The organism is Cecembia calidifontis (genome assembly GCF_004216715.1).
GTDB classification, from domain to species: Bacteria; Bacteroidota; Bacteroidia; order Cytophagales; family Cyclobacteriaceae; genus Cecembia_A; species Cecembia_A calidifontis.
Genome location: NZ_SGXG01000001.1, coordinates 2738725 through 2765555 on the forward strand (window position 1 = coordinate 2738725; position 26831 = coordinate 2765555).

At 41.2% G+C, this 26831-nt stretch carries 26 protein-coding genes; 9 read left to right on the plus strand and 17 right to left on the minus strand.

All coding sequences use genetic code 11. The features are described 5' to 3' along the window. Positions 1-80 precede the first annotated feature (80 nt). Positions 81-746, minus strand: a complete 666-nt coding sequence (locus BC751_RS11865; RefSeq protein WP_130275717.1) for a hypothetical protein — start codon at positions 744-746, stop codon at positions 81-83. Between the two features lie 148 nt (positions 747-894). Between BC751_RS11865 and BC751_RS11870 the strand changes: the two genes are divergently transcribed. Continuing rightward, a complete protein-coding gene (locus tag BC751_RS11870; RefSeq protein ID WP_130273814.1) occupies positions 895-1905 on the plus strand; it encodes an IS30 family transposase in 1011 nt (336 codons plus the stop codon). A gap of 55 nt (positions 1906-1960) precedes the next feature. Here BC751_RS11870 and BC751_RS11875 read toward each other — a convergent pair whose 3' ends face one another. Then, on the minus strand, positions 1961-2539 hold the full coding sequence (locus BC751_RS11875; RefSeq protein WP_130275718.1) for a TlpA family protein disulfide reductase: 579 nt from the start codon (positions 2537-2539) through the stop codon (positions 1961-1963). 313 nt (positions 2540-2852) lie between these two features. Here BC751_RS11875 and BC751_RS11880 point away from each other — a divergent pair, with 313 nt between their 5' ends. The 7 genes from BC751_RS11880 to BC751_RS11910 all read left to right on the plus strand — a co-directional run bounded on the left by BC751_RS11880 (position 2853) and on the right by BC751_RS11910 (position 10354). Beyond that, a complete protein-coding gene (locus tag BC751_RS11880) occupies positions 2853-3470 on the plus strand; it encodes an outer membrane beta-barrel protein (RefSeq protein ID WP_130275719.1) in 618 nt (205 codons plus the stop codon). 413 nt (positions 3471-3883) lie between these two features. Next, positions 3884-4111 carry a hypothetical protein gene (locus BC751_RS11885; protein ID WP_242617455.1) on the plus strand — a complete coding sequence of 76 codons (228 nt, stop codon included), beginning with the start codon at positions 3884-3886 and terminating at the stop codon, positions 4109-4111. A gap of 159 nt (positions 4112-4270) precedes the next feature. After that, the gene (locus BC751_RS11890; RefSeq protein ID WP_130275721.1) at positions 4271-6520 is read left to right on the plus strand and encodes a Tex family protein; all 2250 of its coding nucleotides are present in this window, start codon (positions 4271-4273) and stop codon (positions 6518-6520) included. Positions 6521-6614: 94 nt separating this feature from the next. Further along, a complete protein-coding gene (locus BC751_RS11895) occupies positions 6615-6872 on the plus strand; it encodes a type II toxin-antitoxin system ParD family antitoxin (protein WP_130275722.1) in 258 nt (85 codons plus the stop codon). Continuing rightward, positions 6859-7164 (plus strand): type II toxin-antitoxin system RelE/ParE family toxin, encoded by a 306-nt coding sequence (locus tag BC751_RS11900; RefSeq protein WP_130275723.1) that lies wholly within the window; start codon positions 6859-6861, stop codon positions 7162-7164. The genes BC751_RS11895 and BC751_RS11900 overlap by 14 nt, the downstream gene beginning before the upstream one ends. A gap of 140 nt (positions 7165-7304) precedes the next feature. Continuing rightward, a complete protein-coding gene (locus BC751_RS11905) occupies positions 7305-9392 on the plus strand; it encodes a S9 family peptidase (protein ID WP_130275724.1) in 2088 nt (695 codons plus the stop codon). Positions 9393-9571: 179 nt separating this feature from the next. Further along, a complete protein-coding gene (locus BC751_RS11910) occupies positions 9572-10354 on the plus strand; it encodes an SDR family NAD(P)-dependent oxidoreductase (protein ID WP_130275725.1) in 783 nt (260 codons plus the stop codon). 20 nt (positions 10355-10374) lie between these two features. Here the strand turns inward: BC751_RS11910 and BC751_RS11915 are convergent, their stop codons facing one another. Both BC751_RS11915 and BC751_RS11920 read right to left on the minus strand, forming a co-directional pair. Next, a complete protein-coding gene (locus tag BC751_RS11915; protein WP_130275726.1) occupies positions 10375-11109 on the minus strand; it encodes a sugar isomerase domain-containing protein in 735 nt (244 codons plus the stop codon). Between the two features lies 1 nt (position 11110). Then, on the minus strand, positions 11111-13042 hold the full coding sequence (locus BC751_RS11920) for a c-type cytochrome domain-containing protein (RefSeq protein WP_242617456.1): 1932 nt from the start codon (positions 13040-13042) through the stop codon (positions 11111-11113). Positions 13043-13053: 11 nt separating this feature from the next. On the opposite strand from BC751_RS11920, the gene BC751_RS22440 reads away from it, so the two are divergent. After that, positions 13054-13254: a hypothetical protein gene (locus tag BC751_RS22440; protein WP_242617457.1), complete on the plus strand. Its 201-nt coding sequence runs from the start codon at positions 13054-13056 to the stop codon at positions 13252-13254. A 10-nt stretch (positions 13255-13264) separates the two neighbouring features. Here the strand turns inward: BC751_RS22440 and BC751_RS11925 are convergent, their stop codons facing one another. The 13 genes from BC751_RS11925 to BC751_RS11985 form a co-directional block, all read right to left on the minus strand. Beyond that, positions 13265-14716, minus strand: coding sequence for a DUF1501 domain-containing protein (locus BC751_RS11925; protein WP_130275728.1), 1452 nt, complete (start codon positions 14714-14716; stop codon positions 13265-13267). A 1-nt stretch (position 14717) separates the two neighbouring features. Beyond that, positions 14718-17024 (minus strand): PSD1 and planctomycete cytochrome C domain-containing protein, encoded by a 2307-nt coding sequence (locus tag BC751_RS11930; protein WP_130275729.1) that lies wholly within the window; start codon positions 17022-17024, stop codon positions 14718-14720. Between the two features lie 180 nt (positions 17025-17204). Continuing rightward, positions 17205-18557 (minus strand): acetyl-CoA carboxylase biotin carboxylase subunit, encoded by a 1353-nt coding sequence (gene accC, locus BC751_RS11935; RefSeq protein WP_130275730.1) that lies wholly within the window; start codon positions 18555-18557, stop codon positions 17205-17207. 26 nt (positions 18558-18583) lie between these two features. Beyond that, positions 18584-19057, minus strand: a complete 474-nt coding sequence (gene accB, locus BC751_RS11940; RefSeq protein WP_130275731.1) for an acetyl-CoA carboxylase biotin carboxyl carrier protein — start codon at positions 19055-19057, stop codon at positions 18584-18586. A 100-nt stretch (positions 19058-19157) separates the two neighbouring features. Continuing rightward, positions 19158-19721 carry an elongation factor P gene (efp, locus tag BC751_RS11945; RefSeq protein WP_130275732.1) on the minus strand — a complete coding sequence of 188 codons (564 nt, stop codon included), beginning with the start codon at positions 19719-19721 and terminating at the stop codon, positions 19158-19160. A gap of 27 nt (positions 19722-19748) precedes the next feature. Next, on the minus strand, positions 19749-20747 hold the full coding sequence (locus tag BC751_RS11950) for a beta-ketoacyl-ACP synthase III (protein WP_130275733.1): 999 nt from the start codon (positions 20745-20747) through the stop codon (positions 19749-19751). Positions 20748-20998: 251 nt separating this feature from the next. Next, complete coding sequence (gene rpmF, locus BC751_RS11955; RefSeq protein WP_106566393.1) at positions 20999-21190, minus strand: 50S ribosomal protein L32; 192 nt, start codon at positions 21188-21190, stop codon at positions 20999-21001. A gap of 17 nt (positions 21191-21207) precedes the next feature. Next, on the minus strand, positions 21208-21783 hold the full coding sequence (locus BC751_RS11960) for a YceD family protein (protein WP_130275734.1): 576 nt from the start codon (positions 21781-21783) through the stop codon (positions 21208-21210). 138 nt (positions 21784-21921) lie between these two features. After that, positions 21922-22725 carry a pyrroline-5-carboxylate reductase gene (proC, locus tag BC751_RS11965; RefSeq protein ID WP_130275735.1) on the minus strand — a complete coding sequence of 268 codons (804 nt, stop codon included), beginning with the start codon at positions 22723-22725 and terminating at the stop codon, positions 21922-21924. Positions 22726-22781: 56 nt separating this feature from the next. Further along, on the minus strand, positions 22782-23909 hold the full coding sequence (locus tag BC751_RS11970; protein ID WP_130275736.1) for a DUF5723 family protein: 1128 nt from the start codon (positions 23907-23909) through the stop codon (positions 22782-22784). Between the two features lie 25 nt (positions 23910-23934). After that, positions 23935-25335, minus strand: coding sequence for an NAD(P)(+) transhydrogenase (Re/Si-specific) subunit beta (locus BC751_RS11975; protein WP_130275737.1), 1401 nt, complete (start codon positions 25333-25335; stop codon positions 23935-23937). After that, positions 25332-25649: an NAD(P) transhydrogenase subunit alpha part 2 gene (locus tag BC751_RS11980; protein WP_130275738.1), complete on the minus strand. Its 318-nt coding sequence runs from the start codon at positions 25647-25649 to the stop codon at positions 25332-25334. Before BC751_RS11980 ends, BC751_RS11975 begins: the two co-directional genes overlap by 4 nt. A gap of 2 nt (positions 25650-25651) precedes the next feature. Then, the gene (locus BC751_RS11985) at positions 25652-26776 is read right to left on the minus strand and encodes a Re/Si-specific NAD(P)(+) transhydrogenase subunit alpha (RefSeq protein WP_130275739.1); all 1125 of its coding nucleotides are present in this window, start codon (positions 26774-26776) and stop codon (positions 25652-25654) included. Between the last annotated feature and the right edge of the window lie 55 nt (positions 26777-26831).

Below are 26831 nucleotides of genomic sequence, written 5' to 3' on the forward strand. Positions count from 1 at the left end.
TTTTGCCAATTTACCGATTAAAAAGCAACACTTTTTTTATTGTATGTAAAATAATGGGATTAAAATCTGCTCTTTTTGACTTAAAAATGAAAAGCAAACCGGATGGCACGAAGAGGCAACATGTCAACGAACAAACTACTTCTTCTGATGTTTTCAGAAAAATTTGGATTTTCAGTTTTATTTGAGGATTTGCTGTTGTTAAATCCTGCATTTAATCCTGATTCTGCCGAAATTGAAAAATGTCTGGATAGATGATATTTCATACCTACAAATCCAATGGCACTGATACTGTAAGTGGTGTTGGTAGTGCTGAAACTGGTTTCAGGAAGGTTAATGAAATTTCCCCCTGTTGAACTTCTTCCATATCCAAGGTTGAGGTCCATTCCGTAATAAGCCAATATTCTGTTTTTTATGGTTTTTTGCCATTCTTTTCCTATTAAAAAGTTGACTTGATGACTATTTAGGTCAACTGTACTTTGTGGATTTTCCTCATTTTTTTGAGAGGTGAAGGTCCCAGAAAAGTTTGCCCCGAGCCTAAATGCTGCATTTTTTCCTTTTTTGCTCACATAATTGTTTCGGTATAACAAGCTGCTGGGGAAATTCCCTAACAGTACTGGTGAGATGTCTATTGAAAACTCATGTTTATCTTCGGAATAATCAAAAATGGTGGTTTTTTGCATTTCCTGGGAAAAGGAAGTGGAGCTAATTACCAAAATCAAAAAGGAAATAATAAAGGTTTTTCTCATAAAATATTAGTTTATAAAGGAACATAATCATCATAACGGCAAAAAAAGTGAATAGTCCTATATTCAAGTCATAAATGCAACACTAAGGGTTTAAGGGAAGGAACCTAGGTTCCTTCCCTTAGGCTGAAAATATTAATTTAGTGTTGTCATGAATAAATTTAAACATCTCAGCCAGGAACAAAGGTACCAAATAGAGGCTTTATTTAGAAACGGAACTTCCCAGACCAAAATCGCTGCGATTATCGGTGTCAACAAAAGTACTGTATCCAGAGAACTTCAAAGAAATACCGGCAAGAGGGGCCGTTATAGCGGTGAATATAAGGCTGCAGTTGCCCAGAACCGTACAGACGAAAGACATAGACTCAAGAGAAAGCGAATCAAATTTACCGAGTCCCTTAAAGAAGAGGCCCGCAAATTCCTTGTTGTTGACAAATTGAGCCCAGAGCTAATATCGGTCACCTGGAAGAAACAAGGTAAAGAAGGGGTTTGTCATGAGACACTCTACAACTGGATATTTACTGCCAAAAAAAGTAGCCATTGGAGATACCGAAGGGACAGGGAGCTTTACAAGAATCTCCGGCATGGTAAAAGAAAGCGTAAGAGAGGTAATTACAGGCATACCAGAGGAATTATCAGGGAGAGAGTTCCAATTGACCAAAGGCCTCCTGTAGTTGAAAAAAGACAAAGGATAGGAGATATTGAAGTAGACCTTATGATGGGGAAAAACCACAAATCAGCTCTTTTGGTACTGGTGGACAGGGCAACCTTGGTTACTACCATAGAGAAACTTGATGGTAAAAATGCAGATATCATTGAACAGAAAATAGCAAAGAGAATACAGAGAATTGGTGCTTCGTTCTTCAAATCAATCACTTTCGATAATGATATGGCATTCGCAAACCATTATAAAATCAGAGATAAATTCAATATCCCAACATTCTTTACAAGACCATACACTTCACAGGATAAAGGAACAGTGGAAAACAGAATCGGACTTATCAGGGCTTTCCTGCCAAAGGGTACTGACCTCAATCAAATCTCTCGGGAACAGATCCAAAATATAGAAACCAAAATCAATAACAGGCCAATAAGAAAGTTTAATTATCTTAGTCCTATCGAATGTCTAATGAAAAAATTAGGCGTTGCATTTATGACTTGAACATGGCAGTTAAAAAAAGGGAAAATTATTTTTAAATTCTTAGGAGAAATGTTGGTTATTTTTGATTGATGAGAAAATCACGGAATTCTTGTGTGTCAAAATTACTCATTCCCTCCTGATAAAATACGATTTCACCATTAGGGTCAATGACCAGAGTGGTAGGAATGGATTGGCTTTGTAAGGCATCATTCAGTCCGTAACTGGCATGCACCACAGGGAAAGTAAATCCTTTTTTATCGATAAAATCTTTACTCTTTTCAAATTCTTTGTCCAGGGCGATCATAAGGAACTCCAGGTTTTCCTGCCCACTGACTTTTTTATACAAGGATTCGATATGTGGCATTTCAGCCCTACAGGGAGGGCACCAGGTTGCCCAAAGGTTGATGAATACTGTTTTTCCTCGGTATTCTTCCAATATCACCCGGTTGCCCTCCATGTCAAGGAATGCACCTTGATAGTCAAATTGGGTATTGGATTTATCAACAAGTGTGATTTTTGGTTTTTTAATACCTGTGGCAAGCAACAAGGATTGTACGCCACCCATAATGGGAGTTATCAATCCTGTAAAATATAGAAAAGCAAAAACTGCCAGCATAATGCCCCAGCTTTTCAGTTCTTTTTTCCAATCGATCATGTGCTACATTCAATTTTTGTGCAATTTAAAAAATGACTGTTTCATTTCTTGTGACAAAAGATACTAGAATTAAAGAAAGAGGCAAGGGAAAGGCTGAAAAAGGGTAGAATGTCAGAGGTAAAATAGCAGCAGTTGATATTTAGAAATTTGCAATCATTCTTTGAATTTGAGCAAATTCCAAGTGTAGCCCCATTTTGATTGACCTGATCTGATAAATTTGGAGGGAAAAATGAATTGATTGTTTAAATTTGTTGTAAAACAATTGTTTAATATAAAAATTTTAATGACTACCTTTCATAAAAAATATAATTCTATGAAAAAATTAATAGCCTTGGCCTTAATGTATTTGTGTTTGATTTTTGAAATCAACGCCCAAACCATAGAAATAACACCCTTTACTGGATATACTTTTAATCACGGGTTTCCCATTCTTGGAGGAAGGGCGACTTTGGGTGGAGGCCAGACTTTTGGGGGAATGATTGGTTTTCAGCTAAATGATTTTTTTGAAATAGAAACACTTTACAGTTTCCAAAGCGGTACAAGTACTGCCCGGTCAACCGCTATTCAGGGTGATGTTAGGGCCAGAACTAACGCTCATTATGCTATGATAGGGGGCAATAGGCTTTTTCCAGTATCTTCACAAATGGCATTTTTCTCTGGTCTAAAGATTGGTGCTGGAATTCTTTCGTTTCCAAATAATGAATACAGGGACATCAGTCGCTTTGCTGTTGGTATCAATGGCGGTATGAAATATTTTCTCTCAGATAATGTAGGAATTAGACTTCAAGCGAATTTGATGATGCCTATTTCAAATGTGGGGGCCAACTTATGGTGGAGTCCTGGAGGAGGTACACAGGTCGGGCTTAACGGTTGGTCTTCTGTCATCCAGTTTGGTTTCACTGGAGGTATGATTTTCAGGTTGGGTAATTAATTTTTAGTTTAGTTAATTAGAGAAAAAATCTTCAAAAAATTTTGATATATAGTTTTTTTAAAGGACAATTCAGATTTCAGTAGGGATTCAGGCAGTAATGTTGAATTTCATTACTGTTCGCGTTGGATTAAGGTCCCTGACGCATCTTTTGTTGCCGGTAATCAGCGGGAAGGGTAGTTAATGATGGAATCCAAATACTGGGGTTGATGTTAGTGGTTGGTTACCTATTTTACCTTTTAGCATGAACTTTGGAATGATTGGGTATTTAGGGAAATGTTATAACTTTATTTTTGTTTAATTCCCTTTCATCAGGAATAAAATTTCTTTATTTAGGTTTTTTCGGTAAATTATATTTTTGTTTCATTGCTAACCTAAAACAATCACTATGTATGGAAAATTCAACTATTCCCGTAATGAGTATTAAAGATTGGATGATTACCATTTTAATTGCTGCCATTCCAATTGTCGGTTTTGTCATGTTATTTGTTTGGGGATTTGGAGGAGGTGCTGTCAATCCCAATAAGCAAAATTGGGCAAAAGCTACACTTTTGTGGTTTGCCATAATCATTGGGCTTTATATTGTAGTCTTTATGGTATTTGGTGCTGCATTTTTGTCCAATTACAAAGATTTTGATTTTTAATCATTTAGCCTCTGCCTGATGGTTATCAAGCAGAGGCTAAATCAAATACCCTAGTATTCAGGTTTTTACTTGTCTGTCGTAGAATTTGAAAAGCCATTTTTTTGAGAGACTCTTTGGTCTTCTTACTTTGCGCCATTATTTGAAAAAACAGAGGAATTTATGAATATCCAACATTTTGTTAAAGTTGCCCAGGAGTTAAATATTAAGGTCAAGCAGGTTACAGATACCATTGAATTATTGGATGAGGGGGCTACAGTGCCCTTCATTTCCCGCTACCGGAAAGAAGTTACCGGTAGTTTGGATGAGGTGCAGGTGGCCGCAATAAGAGACCGCATCCAGCAACTGCGGGAACTTGACAAAAGGAGAGAGGCAATCCTGAAATCCATTCAGGAACAGGGTAAACTTACCCCTGAATTGGAGGAAAAAATATATGCAGCCGAAACCATGTCGGTATTGGAGGATTTGTATCTGCCTTACAAGCCCAAAAGAAGAACAAAAGCGACCGTTGCTAAAGAAAAAGGTTTGGAGCCTTTGGCAGTCAAGATTTTTGAACAAGGCTCCTTCGATCTAAATGAAGAAGCTGAAAAATATATTGATGCGGAAAAAGAGGTGAATTCCATAGAGGAAGCCTTACAGGGCGCCCGCGACATCATTGCTGAGTGGATCAATGAGAATGTGGAATTGAGGAAAAAAATGAGGGATCTCTTTATAGAAGAAGGGGAGTTCGTGTCTAAAGTAATTCCGGGTAAAGATGAGGAGGCCATCAAATACAAAGATTACTTCGATTGGAAAGAACCTATAAAAACGGCTCCTTCCCATAGGGTGCTGGCGATGAGAAGGGGGGAAAAAGAGTTGTTCTTGATGTTGGATTCTTCACCGGATGAATTTTCTGCTTTGGCATTGATGGATAAAATGGTACTGGAAAACGCATCCAATGCAGCTGTGGAACAAGTCAGGCTAGCGATCAAAGACTGCTATAAGAGACTTTTGAAACCTTCCATGGAAACAGAAGTCAGGCTTTTTACCAAGAAGAAGGCTGATGAAGAGGCCATCAAGGTTTTTGCGGAAAATTTGAGACAGCTTTTATTGGCAGCACCTTTGGGTGAAAAATCTGTTTTGGCCATTGACCCGGGTTTCCGAACAGGTTGTAAAACCGTTTGTCTTGGCCCACAAGGTCAATTGTTGAGCTATGATACCATCTTCCCGAATGAACCTCAGCGGAAAACCTCAGAAGCTGGTGCGACTATCAAGCATTTGGTTGAAAAGCATCAGGTGGAAGCCATAGCCATAGGCAATGGAACCGCGAGCAGGGAGACAGAGGCTTTTGTGAAATCATTGGGATTGCCCAAGCATATAATCGTGACCATGGTCAATGAAAGTGGGGCATCTATCTATTCTGCTTCTGAAGTAGCAAGAGAGGAATTTCCGGATTATGATCTTACAGTGAGAGGAGCAGTTTCGATCGGAAGAAGGTTGATGGATCCATTGGCCGAACTGGTGAAAATTGATCCTAAATCCATTGGAGTGGGACAGTACCAGCATGATGTGGATCAGTCTGCTTTAAAGAACTCCTTGGACGACACCGTTATGAGTTGTGTGAATGGAGTAGGAGTAGAGGTGAATACAGCTTCCAAACAACTCTTGACCTATGTTTCCGGTTTGGGACCTGTTCTTGCCCAGAATATCGTTAGCTTCAGGAATGAGAACGGTCCTTTCAAGAGCAGAAATGATATTAAAAAAGTGCCAAGATTAGGAGATAAGGCTTTTGAACAGGCAGCGGGATTTTTACGCATCCGCAATGCCAAAAATCCATTGGATGCTTCTGCTGTTCATCCGGAGCGTTACGAACTGGTTGAAAAAATGGCGAAAGACATTGGAGCCAAAGTTACAGATCTGGTGAGTTCTGAAGAATTGAGGTCAAAAATTATCCTCAAGAATTATGTTTCAGAAACAGTGGGTTTACCTACTTTGCAGGACATCATGGAGGAGCTTTCCAAGCCTGGAAGAGATCCGAGGGAAACTTTTGAAGTGTTCAATTTCCAGGAAGGGGTCAACGAAATTTCAGACCTGAAAGTAGGGATGAAGTTACCGGGAATCATTACCAACATTACCAAGTTTGGGGCTTTTGTGGATATTGGTGTACATCAGGATGGATTGGTTCACCTGAGCCATTTGGCAGACCGATTTGTCAATGACCCTGCTGAAGTTGTGACTGTCAACCAAAAAGTGGAAGTAACCGTAATGGAGGTTGATATACCAAGAAAGCGGATCGGATTGAGTATGAAATCAGATCCTTTTGCCGAAAGAGGAAAACCCAAGCCCGGAGGAGAAAAGAAAAGAAGGGAGGAGCCTCAGGCAGAAGGAGACCTTGCCGCTAAATTGGCGATGCTCAAGAATAGGTTTAGATAATTCCAATATCCCGTGGACATAAGTTTCACGGGAATTTATTTTTTTATACTATATTGCATCAATAGTATGATTAATTGGTGCAAAATAGATTAATATGTCAACAATCAGGAAAACACTGACATTTACAGAACAACAGGATAAATGGATTAAGGCCCAAATCAAGGATGGTGGGTTTACAAATGAATCTGAATATATCAGACATTTGATACGGGAAGACCAAGCGAGAAATAAAAAATTTATTAGGCTAAAAGAGTCCATAAAAGAAGGTATTGATTCTGGAATATCTGAGAAAACAGTAAAGGATATTATGAATGAAGTTCAGAGTCGATTGAAATCAGATGGCCAAATATAAACTGTCTATTCAGGCTGAGAGAGACCTGGCTTCAATTTTTGAATATGGTATTTTTCAGTTTGGATTAAATCAAGCGCAGTATTTTCTAATGGAAATTGAACAAACTTTTGAGGGACTTTCCAGATTCAATATGAGCGGTATTGATGTATCAGAGCTTTATCTTGGATTAAGAAAATATGCTTTTAAATCTCACTTAATCTTTTATTTACCTACGACATATGGAGTTTTTATAGTAAGAGTATTGCATCAGAGTAGAGATTATATGCGTTCTTCTTTTGAAGATTTTGTTTGATTTATTTTAATATTTGTAGAAGGTAATTATTGTAAAATCATTATTCTTTGTCGCTAAATTGTTCATATAATTCATGCAAACCATTTCATATGTTCAAAAGATTCCATTTAATTCTCATTGTAATTTGTAACAGTATTCTAATGTCTTGTTCGAAAAAAGAATCCCAAGTGATATTGCCTGATGTACAAGCTCCTGTAGCCAAAGTAGAGCCCTATGAAATCCTTTCCAAGCATGGGCATGTCCGTGTGGATAATTATTATTGGTTAAATGACAGAGAAAATCCGGAAGTGATTGCTTACCTGGAAGCTGAAAATGCCTATTTGGACACCATGATGGGGCATACCAAAGTCTTTCAGGAAAAGCTATTCCAGGAAATGAAAAGCAGGATTAAGGAAGATGATTCCTCGGTTCCCTATCAGTTGGATGATTATTTCTATTATGTGAGATATGTGGAAGGGGGAGAGTACCCCATTTATTGTAGGAAAAAAGGTAATCTAAATGCTCCAGAGGAAATCATAGTGGATGGTAATGAATTGGGCAAAGATAAAGCATACCTTAATTTTTACACTTCTGTCAGTCCTGATCATAACCTGGCCGCCATCATCATGGATACCCAGGGAAGGAATTTTTATACCATCATGGTGAAGGACCTGAGGACAGGTCAGATGCTGCCGGATAGGATTGAGGATACTAGAGGAGGAATCGCCTGGACCAATGATAACAGGTCATTTTATTACTCTATTCCCGACAAACAAACCTTAAGGGTTTTCCAAATAAAAAGGCACATTTTAGGTGTACCCACCTTTCAGGATGAACTGGTTTTCGAGGAAAAAGATCCTACCCTGGACTGTTATGTCAGCAAAACAAAATCCAAAAAGTATATCATCATTGGTTCAGGAAGGACAGATGCTTCTTATGCCCTGTTCATGGATGCGGATCAACCCGGAAAACCTCAGTTGGTTGAAAAAGTACAGGATAATGTCCAATATCACGTGGACCACGCAGGAGGCGATAATTTTTATATCCATACCAACTTGGATGCGGTCAATTACCGCTTGGTACAGGCTCCGGTGTCCCAACCCCATGCAGCCAATTGGAAAGATGTCATCCCTCATAGAGAAAATATATTCCTGGAAGGTGTTGACTATTTCAAAGAGTATATGGCCATTCAGGAAACTTTTGAAGGATTGGCCAAAATCAGGATCGTCAAATGGAGTGATGGATCCGAACATGAATTGAAATTTGATGAACCGGCCTATTCTGCAGGGATAGGTTACAACCCCAATTTTGATACCAAAACGCTTCGCTATTCCTATACTTCCATGACTACTCCTAATTCCACCTATGATTACAACATGGAGAGCAGGGAGAAAACCTTGATGAAAGAGCAGCCTGTTTTGGGGGGTTTTGATAAGAATAATTACAAGACAGAAAGGGTGATGGTGCCGGCTAGGGATGGAAAGCGCATTCCGATGTCCATTGTTTACAGAAAGGATAAGTTCAAAAAGGACGGCACCATGCCCGGATGGATTTATGCTTATGGTTCTTACGGCTATTCCATGGAGCCCACGTTCAGCTCTACCCGCCTGAGTTTGCTGGATAGGGGATTTGTCTATGCGATTGCACATATCCGGGGAGGACAGGAAATGGGTGGAGAGTGGTATGAGGATGGGAAAATGATGAACAAAAAGAATACATTCACAGACTTTATCGATTGTTCAAAATGGCTTCAGGATAATGGCTATGTAGCAAAGGATAAATTATTTGCATCAGGAGGAAGTGCCGGGGGATTATTGATGGGTGCTGTGGTCAATATGGCTCCGGAATTGTACAGAGGGGTGATTGCCGCTGTTCCATTTGTGGATGTAGTCACCACCATGATGGATGAATCGATTCCTCTGACCACTTTTGAATGGTTGGAATGGGGCAACCCTAACATCAAAGAGCAGTATGAATACATGCTCTCTTATTCCCCTTATGATAATGTGGAGGCAAAAGACTATCCCAATCTTTTGGTGACAACAGGTCTACATGATTCCCAGGTACAATATTGGGAGCCAGCCAAGTGGGTGGCTTTGCTTAGGACCAAGAAAACAGACAACAATAGGCTGTTTTTGTATACCAATTTGGATGCTGGACATGGTGGGGCAAGTGGCCGTTTCGAAAGGTTGAAAGAAATAGCCCTGGAATATGCCTTTGTTTTTGATATTTTGGGGATTTATGAATAAAGGTCACCAAATATACCTTTGACTTTTAGCTTTGGTGTCTCTCTTCTCGGTTTTTAGCTGAGAAGAGAGACATTAAAAAAATCTTCCATTTGGACTGAATTTCCTGAGGTGGATGCCTGCCCCGCAGCATTGCGGGAAATATACCTTTTCCAGTAATGGATAATTGTTTAATTTGTATCATGTTCAAAGACAAAGTGGTTTGGATAACCGGTGCTTCCTCAGGTTTGGGGAAGTATATGGCCTATGAATTTGCCAGAAACGGAGCCATCTTGGCAATTTCTGCAAGACGAAAGGAACAATTGGAAGAAGTAAGTGTCCAGGTTCAGACCCTTGGCAGTACCTGTTTGATTGTTTCCTGTGATGTTTTAGAGGAGAGTCAATTGGAAGCAGCTGTCCAAACTATTGTAAAAGAATTTGGCAGATTAGATGTAGCCGTGGCCAATGCAGGATATGGGGTTGTGGGTAAAATAAAAAACCTCAGTGCTAAGGAATGGCGAAGGCAAATGGATGTTAATGTCACAGGCTTGGCTTTGACTTATAAATATGCATTTCCTTATTTGAAGGAAACCAAAGGAAGGGTGGCATTGATTGGAAGCGTGGCTGCCTATGTACCCAATCCCGGGGTAGGGGCATATGGTGCTTCAAAAGCAGCTGTAAGGTCCATTGGTCAGACCTTGCAAGTGGAACTAAAAGGGACAGGGGTTTCTTGCACGGTAATTCACCCGGGATTTGTGGAATCAGATATTGCCAAAGTGGATAATGAAGGAGTGTTTCATCCAGAAAATCCGGATCCAAGACCTGCCCAATTGATGTGGCCGACCCATAAAGCCGCAAAAGTAATGGTCAGGGCCATTGCCAAAAGAAAACGTTCTTTTGTTTTTACGGGACATGGGAAAGTTCTGGCATTTATAGGACAACACTTCCCTGGTTTTGCAAGATGGATAGTATCTAAAATGGGTTGAACCCTAATTTCCTTATCCAATCAGAGTCCTTTGATTTTTCCTTTATATTTTCGGATCAGGGCTTCATTATGTTCCTCTCCTTCATCAGAATTGGAACTGCTGAAAACTTCTGGACGGATACCTTTTTTTACCAAGTTTTCGGTGGCCTGAACCATAATGGCCTGAAGGATTGTAGTTCCTATTACCGTAGATGTAGCGCCCACTTTAAACTCAAGTCCTTCTATTTCAACCGAAGCATCTCCGATTTCCCCCCCGTTGTCAAAATAAAGGTCGGCTATCTGGAAAAGTTTTTTGCCGGAAGGATGTCTGGATTCCACCGATAGCGTATGTTTGAGGTTGGTAATTGCTATCACTTTGGCCCCATTTTCCTTGGCAATCATTGCCATCTCTATACTGACTGTATTTCTGCCCGAATTGGAGGAAATGATAAATATGTCCTTTTCAGTGATGGAATAGGCTCCCAAAAGTTTCGCTGCATAGCCTTCCATCCTTTCCATTTCGGTACTGTAGGAAGCATCTTTGTGAAGCATCAAAGCGTCATCCAAAATCGGGACCACTCTTGCAAAGCCACCGGCACGGTAGAAAATTTCCTCTGCAAACATATGGGAATGCCCGGTGCCACTTGTAAGGATATATCCACCTTTTGACATACTTTCAGCAACCCAAGCAGCGGCTTCTTCAATTTTATCAGATTGTTCCTGCACCAGTTGAAGTTTTTGCTGGATTTGCCTAAAGAATTTTTTGTATGCTTTCATGTCAATTGATCAATACCTCATCGATAAATACCCAGGCTTTTTGGCCGGCGCTGGGATGCCATTTTGGAATTTGAGGGACAGGCTTTAATACGGCTTTTATTTGTATTGGATGTTGTCCCGTGATCGGATATTCCAAAAGCAAAAGTTCCCTATTCCTCAATTTATTGGGTTGATTGGGTCTGTCCGCCTGGATCAGTGTCCATTCTCCTGTTTCTCCTTTTGTCCAAATTTCAACCTGCTTGGGTGGAAAAATATGAGAACCTTCTGCAGCCAACAAACTAAAAGCGATGCTTTCCACCTGCTTGCCTTTATCCAAATCGATGATGATTTCAAAAGGTTGATCCTGGAATCCAAGCCATTTACCTGAACCAAAATCTTCATCACCTTTTTCTTGGTCAAATAATGTGCCTGCACCATTTCCGGGGTAACTCTTATGGGGAGGAAAAGTGAGTTGATAAGAGACGGGTTTAATACCCGATTTGAAAAAGGAACTGCTTTTTTCATCACTCCCCAACCATCCATTGGCAAAAGCCCTAGCCCTTAAGGTAGTGTTTTTATTAAGCTTAAAAGGACCTTGGTAGAGGATATGGTTGGAGCTGTCCGGTTTGGTATTGTCTAATGTGTAAAAAATACTGACCGTTCCAATTGGATGTTTTAGGCTTACTTCAAGTTCATCGCTGAAGATGTTGTTCTGTGCTTGGATAATTGGGGGATTGAGTTGGTAGCGTTCACCGCTGTCTTCGAACCCTGTTTCTATTTTTGTGTCGGGCATTGATTTCTTTAGCCGTTCAATATCTTGACCGCTTAAGCCGGTGTTCCAAATGAAAAGATTCTTTAATTGACTCAATTGGCCGAGTTCAGCAAGACTGGATTCTTTAATAGGATTCCCGGAGAGTGATAGGCTTTGAAGCTTTTTCTGGTTTTTTAAGTGACCCAAAGTATTGCCGGTCAAGCTGGTAGCATTCAAGAATAGTTTTTCCAGGTTATTGAAACGGGATATTTTTTTGATATCCTCATCAGTAAGCGGCATGTTGTTGAGGTTGAGTTCCACAACCTGTTCGCTTATTTTGTCCAGTTCATCCAGTGCTTTGGAATTGAATTGTTTTTTTCCAAAAAAACTGACCCTCAGGGCCGGTGCATCCGGATAGATGGCCTGGATGACCCTGTATTCATTATTCAGTTTTTCCACGGTACTGGATGAAGCGAAAGGGAAATCATAATTTTTCCCATCAGATGCGGTGAATATATTTTTGGCCAACCGGAACAAATTGCTTTCCTCAGGATAATCCACCAGTTTTTTATCAAAAAAAGCTGATTCTCTGACCCAGCTGATAAGAATTTCGGTTTCTATGTCTGTTAGCTGTAATTTCCCTTTAGGAGGCATATGTTTTTCATCTTCAATGGGTAGCAAGATCCTATGTAAGAGATGGGAATCTTCCGCCCGATTAATGTCGATTACCGGCCCGTTTTTACCTCCTGCCAGAATATATGCTGCACCGTCCAGCCTTAAATCCCCTTTTTGCTTGGAGGCTTTGTGGCAAGACACGCATTTTTGTTCCAAAATAGGTTGGATTACATGTTCATAACTCAAGGCTTCCTCCAGACTTACCTGAGTTTTATTTTTTTCTTTCATTAAAGGACCTAATAGAAAATCTTCTCCATGGGTAAGGGAAGCACCAAGGTGACCTGTGATGATAATGAGGATAATGGAGAGCAGGGAAAATATTTTTGCACCCTGATAAATTTCTTTTTCCCAAAGAAGGTACCAAATAGTACTTAGCCAAAATAGAACCACTCCTGTCCATTGATGCAAGTAAAATGCGTCTCTCTCATAGCCCTCTTCTGTGGCCAATACAAGCCCCGCCATGACGGTCAATCCAGTAAGAAGTAATGTGATGAGAAATAGAATATTGGAAAAAGGTTTGTTTTCCAAAAACCTAATTTTTGGATTCCAAAAAAGAAGGGCTAAGAATAAAAGCAAGACAATGGGGAAATGGAGGATCAGCGGGTGCATTCTACCAAAAAATTCCAAAATCGCAGGAATTTGCAAATGCTCATGTCCAAAAGCCAAAACCAATGTCAGGCCATGAAATACTACCAATAGATTTTGTAGGATTGCAGATAATCTCTTTTGAGAAGGCATAAAAAAGGACCTTTAAACCAAAATATCTTTTACTACATGGCCATGTACATCGGTAAGTCTGTAGCGTCTTCCCAAATGTTTATAAGTCAGTCTTTCATGGTCGATTCCCATCAAATGAAGTATTGTGGCCTGAAAATCATGGACATGCACCGGATTTTCAGTAATGTTGTATCCGAATTCATCCGTTTCCCCATACACCATTCCGGACTTGACTCCACCTCCGGCCATCCAAATGGAAAATGCCCTTGGGTGATGGTCTCTTCCATAATTGTCAACCTGTATTTTTCCCTGGCAATAGTTTGTCCTCCCAAATTCTCCTCCCCAGATGACCAAAGTTTCCTCCAAAAGTCCACGTTGTTTGAGATCCTGGATTAAAGCTGCCGAAGCCTGATCAACATCTTTGGCCTGAGTCGCCATTTCATTGGGCAGGTTCCCATGCTGGTCCCATCCTTGGTGATAAAGTTGCACAAAGCGCACCCCGTTTTCAGAGAGTTTTCTTGCCAAAAGGCAGTTGGCTGCATAGGTTCCAGGAATCAGACAGTCTGGCCCGTACATTTTGATGATACTGTCAGGTTCTTTTGAAATGTCTGTAACTTCGGGAACAGCAGTCTGCATACGGAAAGCCATTTCATATTGCTGGATTTTGGAGGTGATTTCCGGGTCGCCAAAAGCCTGATAATTGAGTTGATTGAGTTCTGAAATTTTATCAAGCATTCTCCTTCTGTCTTCGCGATCCATGCCTTTGGGATCCCTAAGATAAAGTACAGGGTCTTCGCTTGCGGAAAACTGTACCCCTTGATGGACGGAATCCAGGAATCCATTTGTCCAAAGCTTGGAATATACGCCCTGACCATTTCCTTTCCCTCTACTTAAGAGTACACAAAAAGCAGGAAGGTTGTTGTTTTCACTTCCCAATCCATAACTCAACCAAGCACCCATGCTGGGACGGTTGCCCACTTGAGCGCCTGTCTGGAAAAATGTCAGTGCAGGGTCATGGTTGATGGCTTCCGTATGCATGGATTTGATGATGCAGATATCATCCACAATTTTAGCTGTATGAGGAAAAATGTCTGAAATCCAGGCTCTCGCTTCTCCATATTGCTTGAATCCAAAGTACGAACCTACCAAAGGAAAGGAACTTTGCCCGGAAGTCATTCCAGTAAGCCTTTGCCCCATACGGATAGAATCGGGCAATTCCTTTCCCATCTGTTGGTTGAGCAGAGGTTTGTAATCAAATGTTTCTAACTGGGAAGGTGCTCCGTTCTGAAAAAGGTAAATGATTCTTTTGGCTTTTGGGGCAAAATGTGGAAGGGCAGCAAAAAGCGCATCTTCTTCAGATTTTCTATTCAATAAGTCCGGGATCAACAAACTTCCCAGGGCCAAACTGCCAATACCTAGGCTTAGTTTTCCGAGAAATTTTCTTCGGTTAAGACTTAGTCCATGTTCCAGTTGTTCTTTTTCCATTTTAAATTTTCGTAATGGCTTCCTCTAGGTTATATATAGCAGTGATTACCTGACTCAATGCAGCTAAATTCGGGCCTATGAGCTCTTCTGAAATAGGAGATTCGCCCTGTTTGACCAAACTTATCGCCCCTTCTATATTTTTTTGGAACCTGGACAATTCCGCTTCGTAATAGCTTTCCAGGATTTCAATTTCTTTAGTTTTTGGCTTTCTCCCAATCACTCTAGTAAAGGCATTTTCAATGCCAGCCTTGGAATCCATACCATCAGCGATGAGTTGGGCGGCCAGATATCTTGATGCCTCAAGGACCAAGGGGTCATTCAACATGACCAAAGCCTGTAGAGGGGTATTGGTCCTGCCTCGGTTGACCACACATTGATCCCTGTTGCTTCCATCAAATATGATGGGCATAGGTGGCGGTACAGTCAGTTTTATAAAAGTGTAAAGTCCTCTTCTGTACAATTTTTCACCTTTGTCCTGTTTATAGGTTTTCAAATCTCCCCTGCCTGAAGTAGCTGCTTCCCATAGTCCTTCCGGTTGATAAGGTTTCACACTGGGACCTCCTACTTCCTGTACCAATAGTCCCGAGCTTGAAAGTACCAGATCCCTGATATTTTCTGCGGGGAGTCTCAGTCTTGGTGCTCTTGACAGATAGATATTTTCGGGATCCACTTTCAATTTTTTGTTTTCAACTTTGGATGATTGTCTGTAAGTGGCCGAACTCAAGATTTGTTTGATCAGGCGTTTGACATCCCAGCCGTTTTCCATAAAGTCCACGGCAAGCCAATCCAAGAGTTCAGGATGGGAGGGAAGGTCACCTTGCATGCCAAAATCACCGGTAGATTTTACAATTCCCCGACCAAAGATTTCCTGCCAGATAAGGTTGACGAATACCCTTGATGTCAGCGGGTTCTTTTTGTCCACTGTCCATTGGGCCAGTCCTAGACGGTTTTTAGGGTATTTGGAATCAAAAGCAAAAACACTTTCAGGAGTATTGGGATTGACGGGGAGTGTTGGGGCATCATATAATCCCCTGTCCAGAATATAGGTTTTTCTTGGCTCTTTCAGCTCTTCCATTACAGAAACCATGATTTTGCTGCTGTCTTTGTGGTTGATAAAGCCTAACAGTTCATCAATATCATTTCGCTCAATCCATAAAATAGGTGTTTTGGCAGGTTTAGATTGGGTGACATCCCCTTCATACCCTTTTTCTGGAGTGTTGTTGAAAAAGGCAAAAAGTTCAAAATAGTTTTTTTGTGAAACCGGGTCGTACTTGTGGTCATGGCATTGGGCGCATTCCATGGTCAGGCCCAAAATACCTTTGCTGAAGGTATTGGTTTTGTCCAAAATATATTCTACCCTGTACTCTTCATCTATTACCCCACCTTCTTCCGTGTATTTGTGGTTTCTGTTGAATGCTGTAGCCAGGATTTGTTCCTTATTGGCATTGGGCAGCATGTCTCCGGCCAATTGCCAGGTTATGAACTGATCATAGGGTAGGTTTTTGTTGAAGGCATGGATTACCCAATCGCGATAAGGCCATTGGGTTCTGATATTATCATCTTGGTATCCATAAGAATCAGCATATCTTGAAATGTCCATCCATAATGTGGCCATTTTTTCACCATAAGCCTTTTGTTCTAATAAGAAATCTATCATTTTCTCATAGGCATCCGGGCTTTTGTCATTTTCAAACCTTTTTTGGAGTTCCGGGCTTGGGGGCAATCCCGTGATGTCGAGTGAAATTCTTTTCAAAAGCGCAGACTTTTCCGCTTCGGGATTGGGAACAAGCCCTCTTTGGTTCATTTTTGCCCAAATGAAATGATCGATTTCATTTTTAGGCCAGTTCTTGTCTTTTACCGAAGGAAGTTCAACTTTTCTAGGGGGAATAAAAGCCCAATGTAGTTCATAAACGGCCCCCTGCTCAATCCATTTTTTTATCAGGGCTTTTTCGTATTCACTTAATTTTAAATTGGAATCCGGAGGGGGCATCATTTCGTTGGGATCAGATGAAATGATACGGTGATAAACTTCTGATGTGGAGGGCGAATTTGGTACAATTCCAAATTTATCCGGATACTCCTTCAATGCCGCGTAGGCATTTTCAGCAATATCCAATCTTAATCCAGCTTCCCGCTTATTGGCATCCGGGCCATGACAGGCAAAGCAATTATCAGAAAGAATAGGTCTGATATGGTAATTGTAGCTGATCTGTTCTTTGCTGTCCAGCAATAATTCATTATGCCTGTCCGGACTACAGGATACAAACAATAAAATAAAAGCAGCAAAGATTAAGGCTAGAGGATTCATTGTTTGTAGACAAGGTTATTTGGGAAAAGGTAATTTCGTAAAAAACAAATTACACAACAATGTTTTGCGAAAAAATAGAAGAAAAATGGAAATATTTTATTGGATAAAGATTTTAAAAAATACTTGGACTAAGATGCTAAGAACTGAAACAAAAAATCCGGCCAAATGACCGGATTTTGTTTATTTATTTTTTATCACACTAAAATCAAAGTAATCCAAGAATTTCGTGGTGAAATTTCCTGCTCGGAAATCTTCATTTTCCAATAAAGCAATATGGAAGGGAATGGTTGTTTTAATACCATCAATTACAAACTCCTCCAATGCCCTTTTCATCCTCACGATCACTTCTTCCCTAGATTGGCCACTTACAATAAGTTTAGCAATCATGGAGTCATAGTTTGGAGGTATAACATAGCCGGCATACACATGGCTGTCCACCCTCACGCCTCTTCCACCTGGCATGTGCAGGTTCAGGATTTTTCCTGGACTAGGTCTGAATCCATTGGAAGGATCTTCAGCATTGATCCTACATTCCATGGCATAAAGTTTTGGGTAATAGTTTCTGCCGGAAATTTTTTCTCCGGCTGCCACTTTGATCTGCTCTTTGATAAGATCGAAGTCAGTTACTTCTTCTGTAATGGGATGCTCCACCTGAATTCGGGTGTTCATTTCCATGAAATAGAAGTTTCTGTGCTTATCGACCAGGAACTCAATGGTACCGGCACCTTCATATCCAATAGCCTCAGCCCCTTTGATGGCGGCCTGGCCCATAGCTTCTCTCAGTTCATCAGTCATGAATGGGGAAGGGGTTTCTTCGACCAGTTTTTGGTGTCTTCTCTGTATAGAGCAATCCCTTTCCGAAAGGTGGCAGGCCCTACCGGTACTGTCACCTACAACCTGAATTTCAATATGCCTTGGTTCTTCAACGAATTTTTCAAGGTAAAGTCCGTCATTTCCGAAAGCGGCACCGGCTTCTTGCCTGGCGTCGTTCCAGGCTTTTTTGAATTCAGCTTCTTCCCGTACGATTCTCATGCCCCTACCTCCACCACCGGCGGTTGCTTTTAAAATGACAGGGTAACCCATTTCATTGGCTAATTTGATCCCTTCTTCCATACTTCCCAACAAGCCTTCAGATCCTGGAATGGTAGGTACCCCCGCTTCCTTCATGGTAGCTTTTGCAGTGGCTTTATCACCCATTTTATTGATCATTTCCGGGCTGGCACCGATGAATTTGATGCCGTATTCTTCACAGATTCTGGAAAACTCTGCATTTTCTGACAAGAATCCATAACCAGGGTGGATGGCATCAGCATTGGTGATTTCTGCCGCAGCGATGATTCTGGGAATGTTCAGGTATGATTCACGGCTTGGTGCCGCGCCGATGCATACAGCTTCGTCGGCAAAGCGCACATGAAGGCTGTCCTTATCCGCTGTAGAGTAAACTGCCACGGTTTTGATCCCCATTTCCTTACAGGTTCGGATCACGCGGAGGGCAATTTCCCCTCTGTTTGCTATTAAAATTTTTTTAAACACGGTCACTTAGGTTGGTTAGACAAAAATTATCCAGCTGGATCAACCAGGAACAAAGGCTGGTCATATTCTACGGGAGACGCGTTGTCAACCAGTACTTTAACTATTTTACCGGATACCTCGGATTCTATTTCATTGAAAAGCTTCATTGCTTCAATGATGCAAACAGTCTGACCGGCAGTAACTTTATCCCCTACACTTACAAATGGATCAGCATCTGGATTTGGAGTTCTGTAGAAAGTCCCGATCATTGGGGATTTGATTTCCACATACCTGGATGTATCTTCTTTTGCAGGCGCTGCAGGTGCAGGAGCCGCCACTACAGGAGCAGGGGCAGCTGGTTGAGCTGCTGCTGCAGGTACAGCTACTGTCTCCACTTTAACTGAAGGGGCTTCTGAATATTTTTTAATGGAAAGTTTGAATTCTTCGGTTTCGATTTTAACCTCCGCTAGACCGGAATTGGAAATAAAATCTATAAGTTCTTGAATTTCTTTTGCTTTCATGAGTTTTTAGTTTAGTAATATCCAAACTGGACATTTGGGTTTGTCTGGGAAATAAGCAATAAAGCTATGTAATTTAGGTAAATCACATAGCTTTATGAAATTATTTTACTCTTTCAGAATAAGAGCCATCTCGGGTATCCACCCTGATCATGGTATCCTGATCCACAAATAAAGGAACCATTACCGTAGCACCAGTTTCAACTGTGGCAGGTTTAAGTGCATTGGTTGCTGTGTCACCTTTGATGCCGGGTTCCGTGTAGGTGATCATCAATTCCACAAAAGGAGGAAGTTCTACCGATAGGGGAGTTTCTGTTTCTGCATGAACCAAAATATCCACCATCTGTCCTTCTTTCAGCAGATTTGATCTTTCAATAAGTTTCTCTTGGATGGGGATCTGTTCGAAAGTTTCGGTATCCATGAAATGGAAGCCCAAATCGTCCGCATAAAGGAATTGATGAGGTCTTTTCTCTACCCTTGCAGTAGTTACTTTTTCACCGGCACTGAATGTTTTGTCCAAAACTTTGCCTGAGGTCAAGCTTTTTAGTTTCGTTCTGACAAATGCAGCACCTTTTCCTGGTTTTACGTGCTGGAATTCTACTATGGAATAAATGTCATTGTTCATTTCAAGACATAATCCATTTTTGAAATCTGCAGTTGTTGCCATATGTATGAGTTGAATTATTGTTTTCTTTTATTTTGGATCATAGCCCCACTTGAGATAGACAGCTCCCCAAGTAAAGCCCCCTCCGAAAGCAGCCAATATCAGATTGTCTCCTTTTTTGAGTTGGGATTCATAATCCCATAGGCACAATGGTATGGTCCCCGCTGTGGTGTTTCCGTATTTTTCAATATTGAGCATCACCTTTTCTGGGCCGATTCCCATTCTGTTTGCCGTAGCATCGATAATTCGTTTGTTAGCTTGGTGCGGAACCAACCAGGCAATATCCTCAGCATGAAGATTGTTCCTTTCCATGATCTGTGCGCTAACCTCTGCCATGTTGGTTACTGCAAACTTGAATACAGTTGATCCCTCCTGATAAGCATAATGCTCCCTGGCAATCACTGTCTCAATACTTGCAGGTTTGCGGCTTCCTCCTGCCTTCATGTGTAGGTAAGGAGCCCCGGAACCATCTGCATGAAGCAAAGAGTCCATTATTCCTACTTCTTCTTCGGTCGGTTCCAATAACACCGCACCTCCCCCATCACCAAAGATGATGCATGTGGCCCTATCTTGGTAATCAATAATAGATGACATTTTATCTGCACCCACCACGATTACTTTTTTGTGCATGCCTGTTTCAATAAATTGGCTTCCCATGGTCAGAGCATAAAGGAATCCGGAACAGGCTGCCGAAATATCAAAACTATAACTGTTTTTGGCCCCAACACCATCTGCTATGATATTTGCAGTCGCTGGAAAAGGCATATCTGGAGTAACTGTGGCACAGATAATCAGATCAATGTCTTCGGGGTCTGTATTGGTCTTTTTCAAGAGGCCTTTTACTGCATTGATTCCAATTACAGATGTGCCCTGGTTTTCACCTTTTAGAATTCTTCTTTCTTTGATTCCGGTTCTGGTAACTATCCACTCGTCATTGGTGTCTACCATAGTTTCCAATTCCTGATTTGTTAAGACATAATCAGGAACCCAACCGTGAACGCCGGTAATTACTGCTCTAGTTTTTTTCATTCAGCATTTATTTTCAGCCTTGTTTCCCAGAGCCGAAGGCTTAAGGGTTTGGCTTACAGTTTTTTATGGTTGCTTGGCTTTTGGCCTTTCAATATGCTTCAAAGCAAGGCATCAAAATTATCTAAAATGTGCTTTTTCACCAAAGATTTTTGGTTTTTAGGTGAATGTAAAAGCAATTATTGATAAAGGGAAAAATAAAAAACCTCCCGGCTATTCCCGGAAGGTTTTTGTCAAAAGGCCTTTTGAATCAATTAAGCAACAACTTCTTTTTCCATGATAACCTGTCCTTTATAGTACAGTTTACCATCAAGCCAAAATGCTCTGTGTGGCAGGTGGAACTCACCTGTAGTAGGGCACTGGGCCAGACCTGGAGCTGTTAACTTATAATGTGTTCTTCTTTTGTCTCTTCTGGTTTTCGAAATTTTGCGTTTAGGATGTGCCATCTCTTAACTATTTTAGATTAATCTTTTTTCTTAAGTTTATTCAATATTTCCCATCTGGGATCCACTGGCTTTTCAGGATTTTCTTCCCCGTCTTCCAGTTCTTCAATTTCATCACTTTCTAATTCCTCTGACAAATAGACCAGGGATCCTTCATCTTCGAACCCCTCATCGTCCATTTCTTCAGCATAATCCGGATGGATTTTTTTTGCCGGAATGGCCAATAATATGAATTCATAGACCAATTGGGCAATGTTGATACTTGGAGTGTCCCTGGTAATCATGAATACATCTTCACTGATTTCCTGCTCTATCGGTCCATATTTGTAGATTACTTTTTCAGTAAAATCCAATGGATGGTCAAATTCCTCCAGGCTTCTGTCACAGGTCAGCCGGACTGTTCCGCTAAATTTAAATTCCGCCTCAATGACTGAAGCTGTCTTATTAAGTGTCACAATAACAGTCACTTTGGATCCGTTGATCCAGTCTTCAGCTTCGAAAAACTTGAAGAAATCATCGCCGACTTCAAACTGAAATGTATGTCTACCGTCCTTCAGTTTGATAATGTCTATGTTGTAGTTTCTCAAGAATTTCACGGCTCCTCCTGCTAATTCAAGACCGCAAATTTAGGGAAATGGGTTGGAAAAATAAAATTTGGTCTTAATTTATTTTCTTAGAACAAGTCTGGATTGATAATTGTCAGGTATTCAATAAGATGGAGAGGTGGGAAGTCTTTAAATCTTTTCAATTTTTTGATAAGAGGCCAATACTCCGCGGACCATTGCTGCTGAAAAACCCTGATGTTCCATTTCATTGAGTCCAACAATGGTGCAGCCTTTTGGTGTAGTGACCTTATCGATAGCCTCTTCCGGGTGCATATTTTTTTGTATCATCAATTCTGCCGCTCCCTTCACAGTTTGGTTGACGATCAAACTTGCTGTTTTCGCATCAAAACCAATTTGTATGCCCCCCTGAATCATGGCTCTCATAAACCTCAAAACATAGGCAATCCCGCAAGCTCCCAATACGGTAGCAGCTTCCATCAGGCTTTCATCTATCGTAATAGAAAATCCAATGCTATCAAAAAGCGCCTTAACTTTGGCTTCTGCCTCTTCTTTATTGTTGCGTGCTGTGATGCAGGTTACGGATTCCCGGATGTCAGCAGCAATATTGGGCATGGCACGGAAGGCAGTGGTTTTGGGATCCAAAACTTCAAACATCTCATCCAAAGTGACTCCAGTCGCAAGGGAAACGATCACTTGATTTTCCGGGTTCAGGACAGGTTTGATTTCCTTTAGGATGGCATTGACATTAAATGGTTTTACGCCCAAGATGACTAAATCTGCTTCTTTTGCTGCTATCAGGTTGTCTGAATGCACCCTTACTCCCTTATCTTGAAGATAAAGAAGGTTGGAAGGATTTCTTTTGGTAACATGAAGGTGTTGAGGCTGGAAGTCCTCAAGTTCCAGCAGTCCGTTGACTATGGATGTGCCCAGATTACCACATCCGATAATTGCAATTTTTGTGTCTTTAAGCATGATATTTTGCAATGAAAATTGCTATTTGCTACGTAAAGATAAGAATTTGATTGGTTTTATTGTCTTTTTTCAAATGACCAGCTAAGCCCGGTATGGAAATCGATCATTTTACCTTGGCTTAAGAGGCCTGTAATCACAGAATTGCTGCCTATAAAAAAACCTCCAAACCTAAATCCAAGTCCCCCTGATAAGCCTGAAACTTCAAAATGTGCCCAAGGGGAATACATCTCGAATTTCCCCAAAAGTATTCTAGGGGTAATTATGATAAGATTTTGTGAGGTGATCTGTGTGTTGCTGCGGTTATTACCCATTCTTTGATGGCTATTCACACTGATATAAAATTTTTGATTGAACATCCATTCCCCATAAACTACTAACTGGGTAGGAAGAATAGTTTCAAAGGATGAAGGAGGGGTTTCCCTTTGAAAAAAGTTACTTTCCTGTATTCTTCTTTCGATTTCTTCCAAAGAACCTCTGAGTTCATCCAATCTATAAAATTGTCCCTGAGGAATATTGAAGCTGTAACTGTTATTGTTAATGTTTCCTTGAGGATAACTCATGCTTCCTAAGCCTCTAAAAGCAAGCCCCGCATTCAGTTTTGTTCCTTCCTTGGCCAATAATTGATAATTTGCACCTATGTCAAGTCCCAATCCCGATGGATCTTTGAACTGAAAGCCCTCAAAGGAAAAATTGAAATTATTGTTGGAAATGCTTTCAGATGAATAAACCAAATTGACCCGTCCACCTGCATTGGTCAGTGAAAAATTCAAATTTTCTTGAATTAAAGTTCCCCTGATGTTGTCCACCCCGAGGTTAATATAGTTTTGTGGGAAAATTATCCTGAAGTTAGTACCAAGGGATAACCTTTGGTTTTCATTTGAGAAAATTTCCCTTCCGAGCATTAAACCTATTTCAGACCAATTGCCCAGGTATACCCTTTGGTTATAAGGACTGTTGATGCTAAAAATGTTGTTGTTGGACTGCACTTCGAAATCACTGAATGCTTCGCTTAAATCCGCATCAATATCTATCATATTTCCGTTGGCAATGGATTTGGTATTGATCCCAAAAGCCCACTTTTCCGATCTTATCCCAACTGAGGGGCCGAGGATTTCGGCTTCGGAACGGAAACTGATAGGTTTACCTGCCTTATTTGAATTTATTATTTTCAGCTTTTTTATCACAAAATAGCCAAAATTGCCTATGAAATTAAACCTCTTTTACTTCTGCGGTCAGCTTTTGGAGAGAATCTTTGGCATCCCCAAATAGCATCCTTGTTTTGGGATAGAAGAACAGCTCATTTTCTATGCCAGCGTAACCTGCACTCATGCCTCTTTTGAGTATGATGATGTTTTTGGCTTGGTCTACCTCCAAAATAGGCATGCCATAAATGGGGGAGGATGGATCGTTTTTCGCGGCAGGATTGACGACATCATTGGCTCCAATGACTACCACCACATCGGCATTGGCCAATTTGGGGTTGATTTCTTCCATCTCCTGTAGTTTTTCATAAGGGACATCGGCCTCAGCCAACAATACGTTCATATGGCCGGGCATCCTTCCTGCTACAGGATGGATCGCATAGTTCACCTCTACACCTTTTTCCTCTAGCAGTTTTTCCAACTCGTGGCAAGTATGTTGGGCCTGGGCAACTGCGAGACCATACCCGGGAACGATGACCACATTTTGAGAATAAGAAAGCAAAACTGCTGTGTCAGAAATGGAGATTTCCCTGACAGTCTGGTCTCCTGTTTGGCTTTTGGGCTGTCCACCGGTGGCTCCACCAAAAGCGCCTAATAGGACATTGGTAAGGGATCGGTTCATGGCGTTACACATCAGGATAGTGAGGATGGTTCCTGCCGAACCAACCAAAATACCCCCTGTCAGCATGGCCTTGTTGTCATAAAGGAACCCTCCAAATGCCGCAGCCATACCTGTAAATGAATTGAGCAAGGAGATCACCACCGGCATGTCTGCTCCACCAATAGGCATGACAAACAAAACCCCATACACCAAGGCAAGTCCAAGTAGAATGTAGAATTCAAGTGGTGTGCTTTCAGCAAACAATTGATAGATGATCAATACCACTATGGCTCCCAATAAAATCATATTGATGGCTTGATTCATTGGCAGTACTTTGTCTTTGATTTTTCCTTCAAGCTTGCCATAGGCAATCATGGACCCTGAGAAAGAAACGGAACCGATTAAAAGACCGAGGAGCATAACCAAAAGTTCTCCATCAAATCCGGTTACTGTGGTGTGCTGGTGATGCTGGTATTCAATGATGGCAATTAAAGCAGCACAAGCGCCCCCCATTCCATTGAAGAAAGACACCATTTGAGGCATAGCGGTCATTTGTACCTTTTTTGCCATGATGGTCCCGATAAATGTTCCAATGATAAGTCCGCCGAATATCAGGGCGTAATTGAGCATTTTGTCTTCATCAAAATCCTGGAACAGGGTCAGGGTTGCAATAATTGCAATCAACATTCCAGCAGCGGCAATCAGATTTCCTTTTCGTGCTGAGTCTGGGTGGCTCAGCATTTTCAATCCCACGATAAATGTGAGAGAGGCGATGAGGTAGCTTATCTCAAGTATATTTAAACTCATGATTTTTTCGGTTTTTTCTTAAACATCTCCAACATACGGTCTGTCACGACGAATCCCCCGATCACATTGAGGGTACCCACGATGACTGCCAAAAATCCCACACTCAAGGCAAGGTAATTGTCAGGAGAAGCCTGAAGCATGACAATAATTGCACCTACCACTACTACACCATGAATAGCATTGGCACCGGACATTAAAGGAGTATGGAGAATGGCAGGTACATTGGAAATTACCTCTACTCCTAATAAAATGGCAAGGACAAGGAAATAGATCATTTCCATGTTTTCTCCTATATAATTAAGCAAGTCTTCCATGATCAGTTGTTTTGGATTTGAATGATTCTTGGGCTTACAGGTTTTCCTTTGTGGCAGACACAGGTACCTGTGACGATGTCATCTTCGAAATTCAAATGGATTTCTCCATCCTTAATGATGAGTTTTAGGAAATTCAGGTAGTTTTTGCCATACATTTTGCTGGCATCCTGAGGCATTTTGGCCGCTAGGTTACCCACCCCAACGATTCTGACACCATTGATGTCTACTGTGGATTCAGGTTGGGATAAAGCACAGTTACCCCCTGACGAAGCGGCGAGGTCAATGATCACTGAGCCAGGTTTCATCGCTCTCACTGTCCTTTCTTCCACCAAAAGAGGCGCTTTTCTTCCCGGAATCTGTGCAGTGGTAATGATGACATCTGCCTTCATCGCATGTTCATGAATGGTGTCTTTTTGCTTTTGGAGATATTCCTCGGTCTGTTCAACAGCATACCCTCCGGCCCCTTTATCTTCTTTGGCGCCTTCCACATCGACAAATTTTGCACCCAATGAAAGCACTTCTTCTTTTGCGGCTTGTCTCACATCAAATGCAAATACAGTGGCGCCTAATCTTTTTGCGGTGGCTATGGCCTGAAGGCCGGCCACACCTGCTCCTAATATCAATACGCGTGCAGGAGTTATGCTTCCTGCCGCCGTCATGAACATTGGGAAAAACCTGGGTAATAAATCAGCCGCCATCAGAACCGCCTTGTATCCGGAAACTGTCGCCATGGAGGAAAGCACGTCCATTGCCTGAGCCCTTGTTGTCCTGGGAACAAGTTCCATACTGAAGGCTGTCCGGTTGTTATTGATTAAATATTGGGTTAGAGAAGGATTGTAAAGGGCATTTAACTGACCGAACAAGACAGCATCGGATTTCATTTTGGAAATCTCCTTTTCTTCCAAAGGCTGAATCCCCAAAATCATATCTGCTTGTTGGAGGATTTCTTCCCGATTGTGAATTTTGGCACCTGATTCAATATAGAGTTCATCATCTGCGAATGCCCGGGATCCGGCATCTTTTTCGACCCAGACCGTAACCTTCCAGGATATCAAAGTCTTTACCGCTTCGGGCAATAATGCAACTCTTGATTCATCCCCAGGTTCCTTAAGTATACCTATGATCATTTGATTAATTTGAGCGTTGGATTATGATTTTCAAAATATTCTTTTCGGCCCTTAA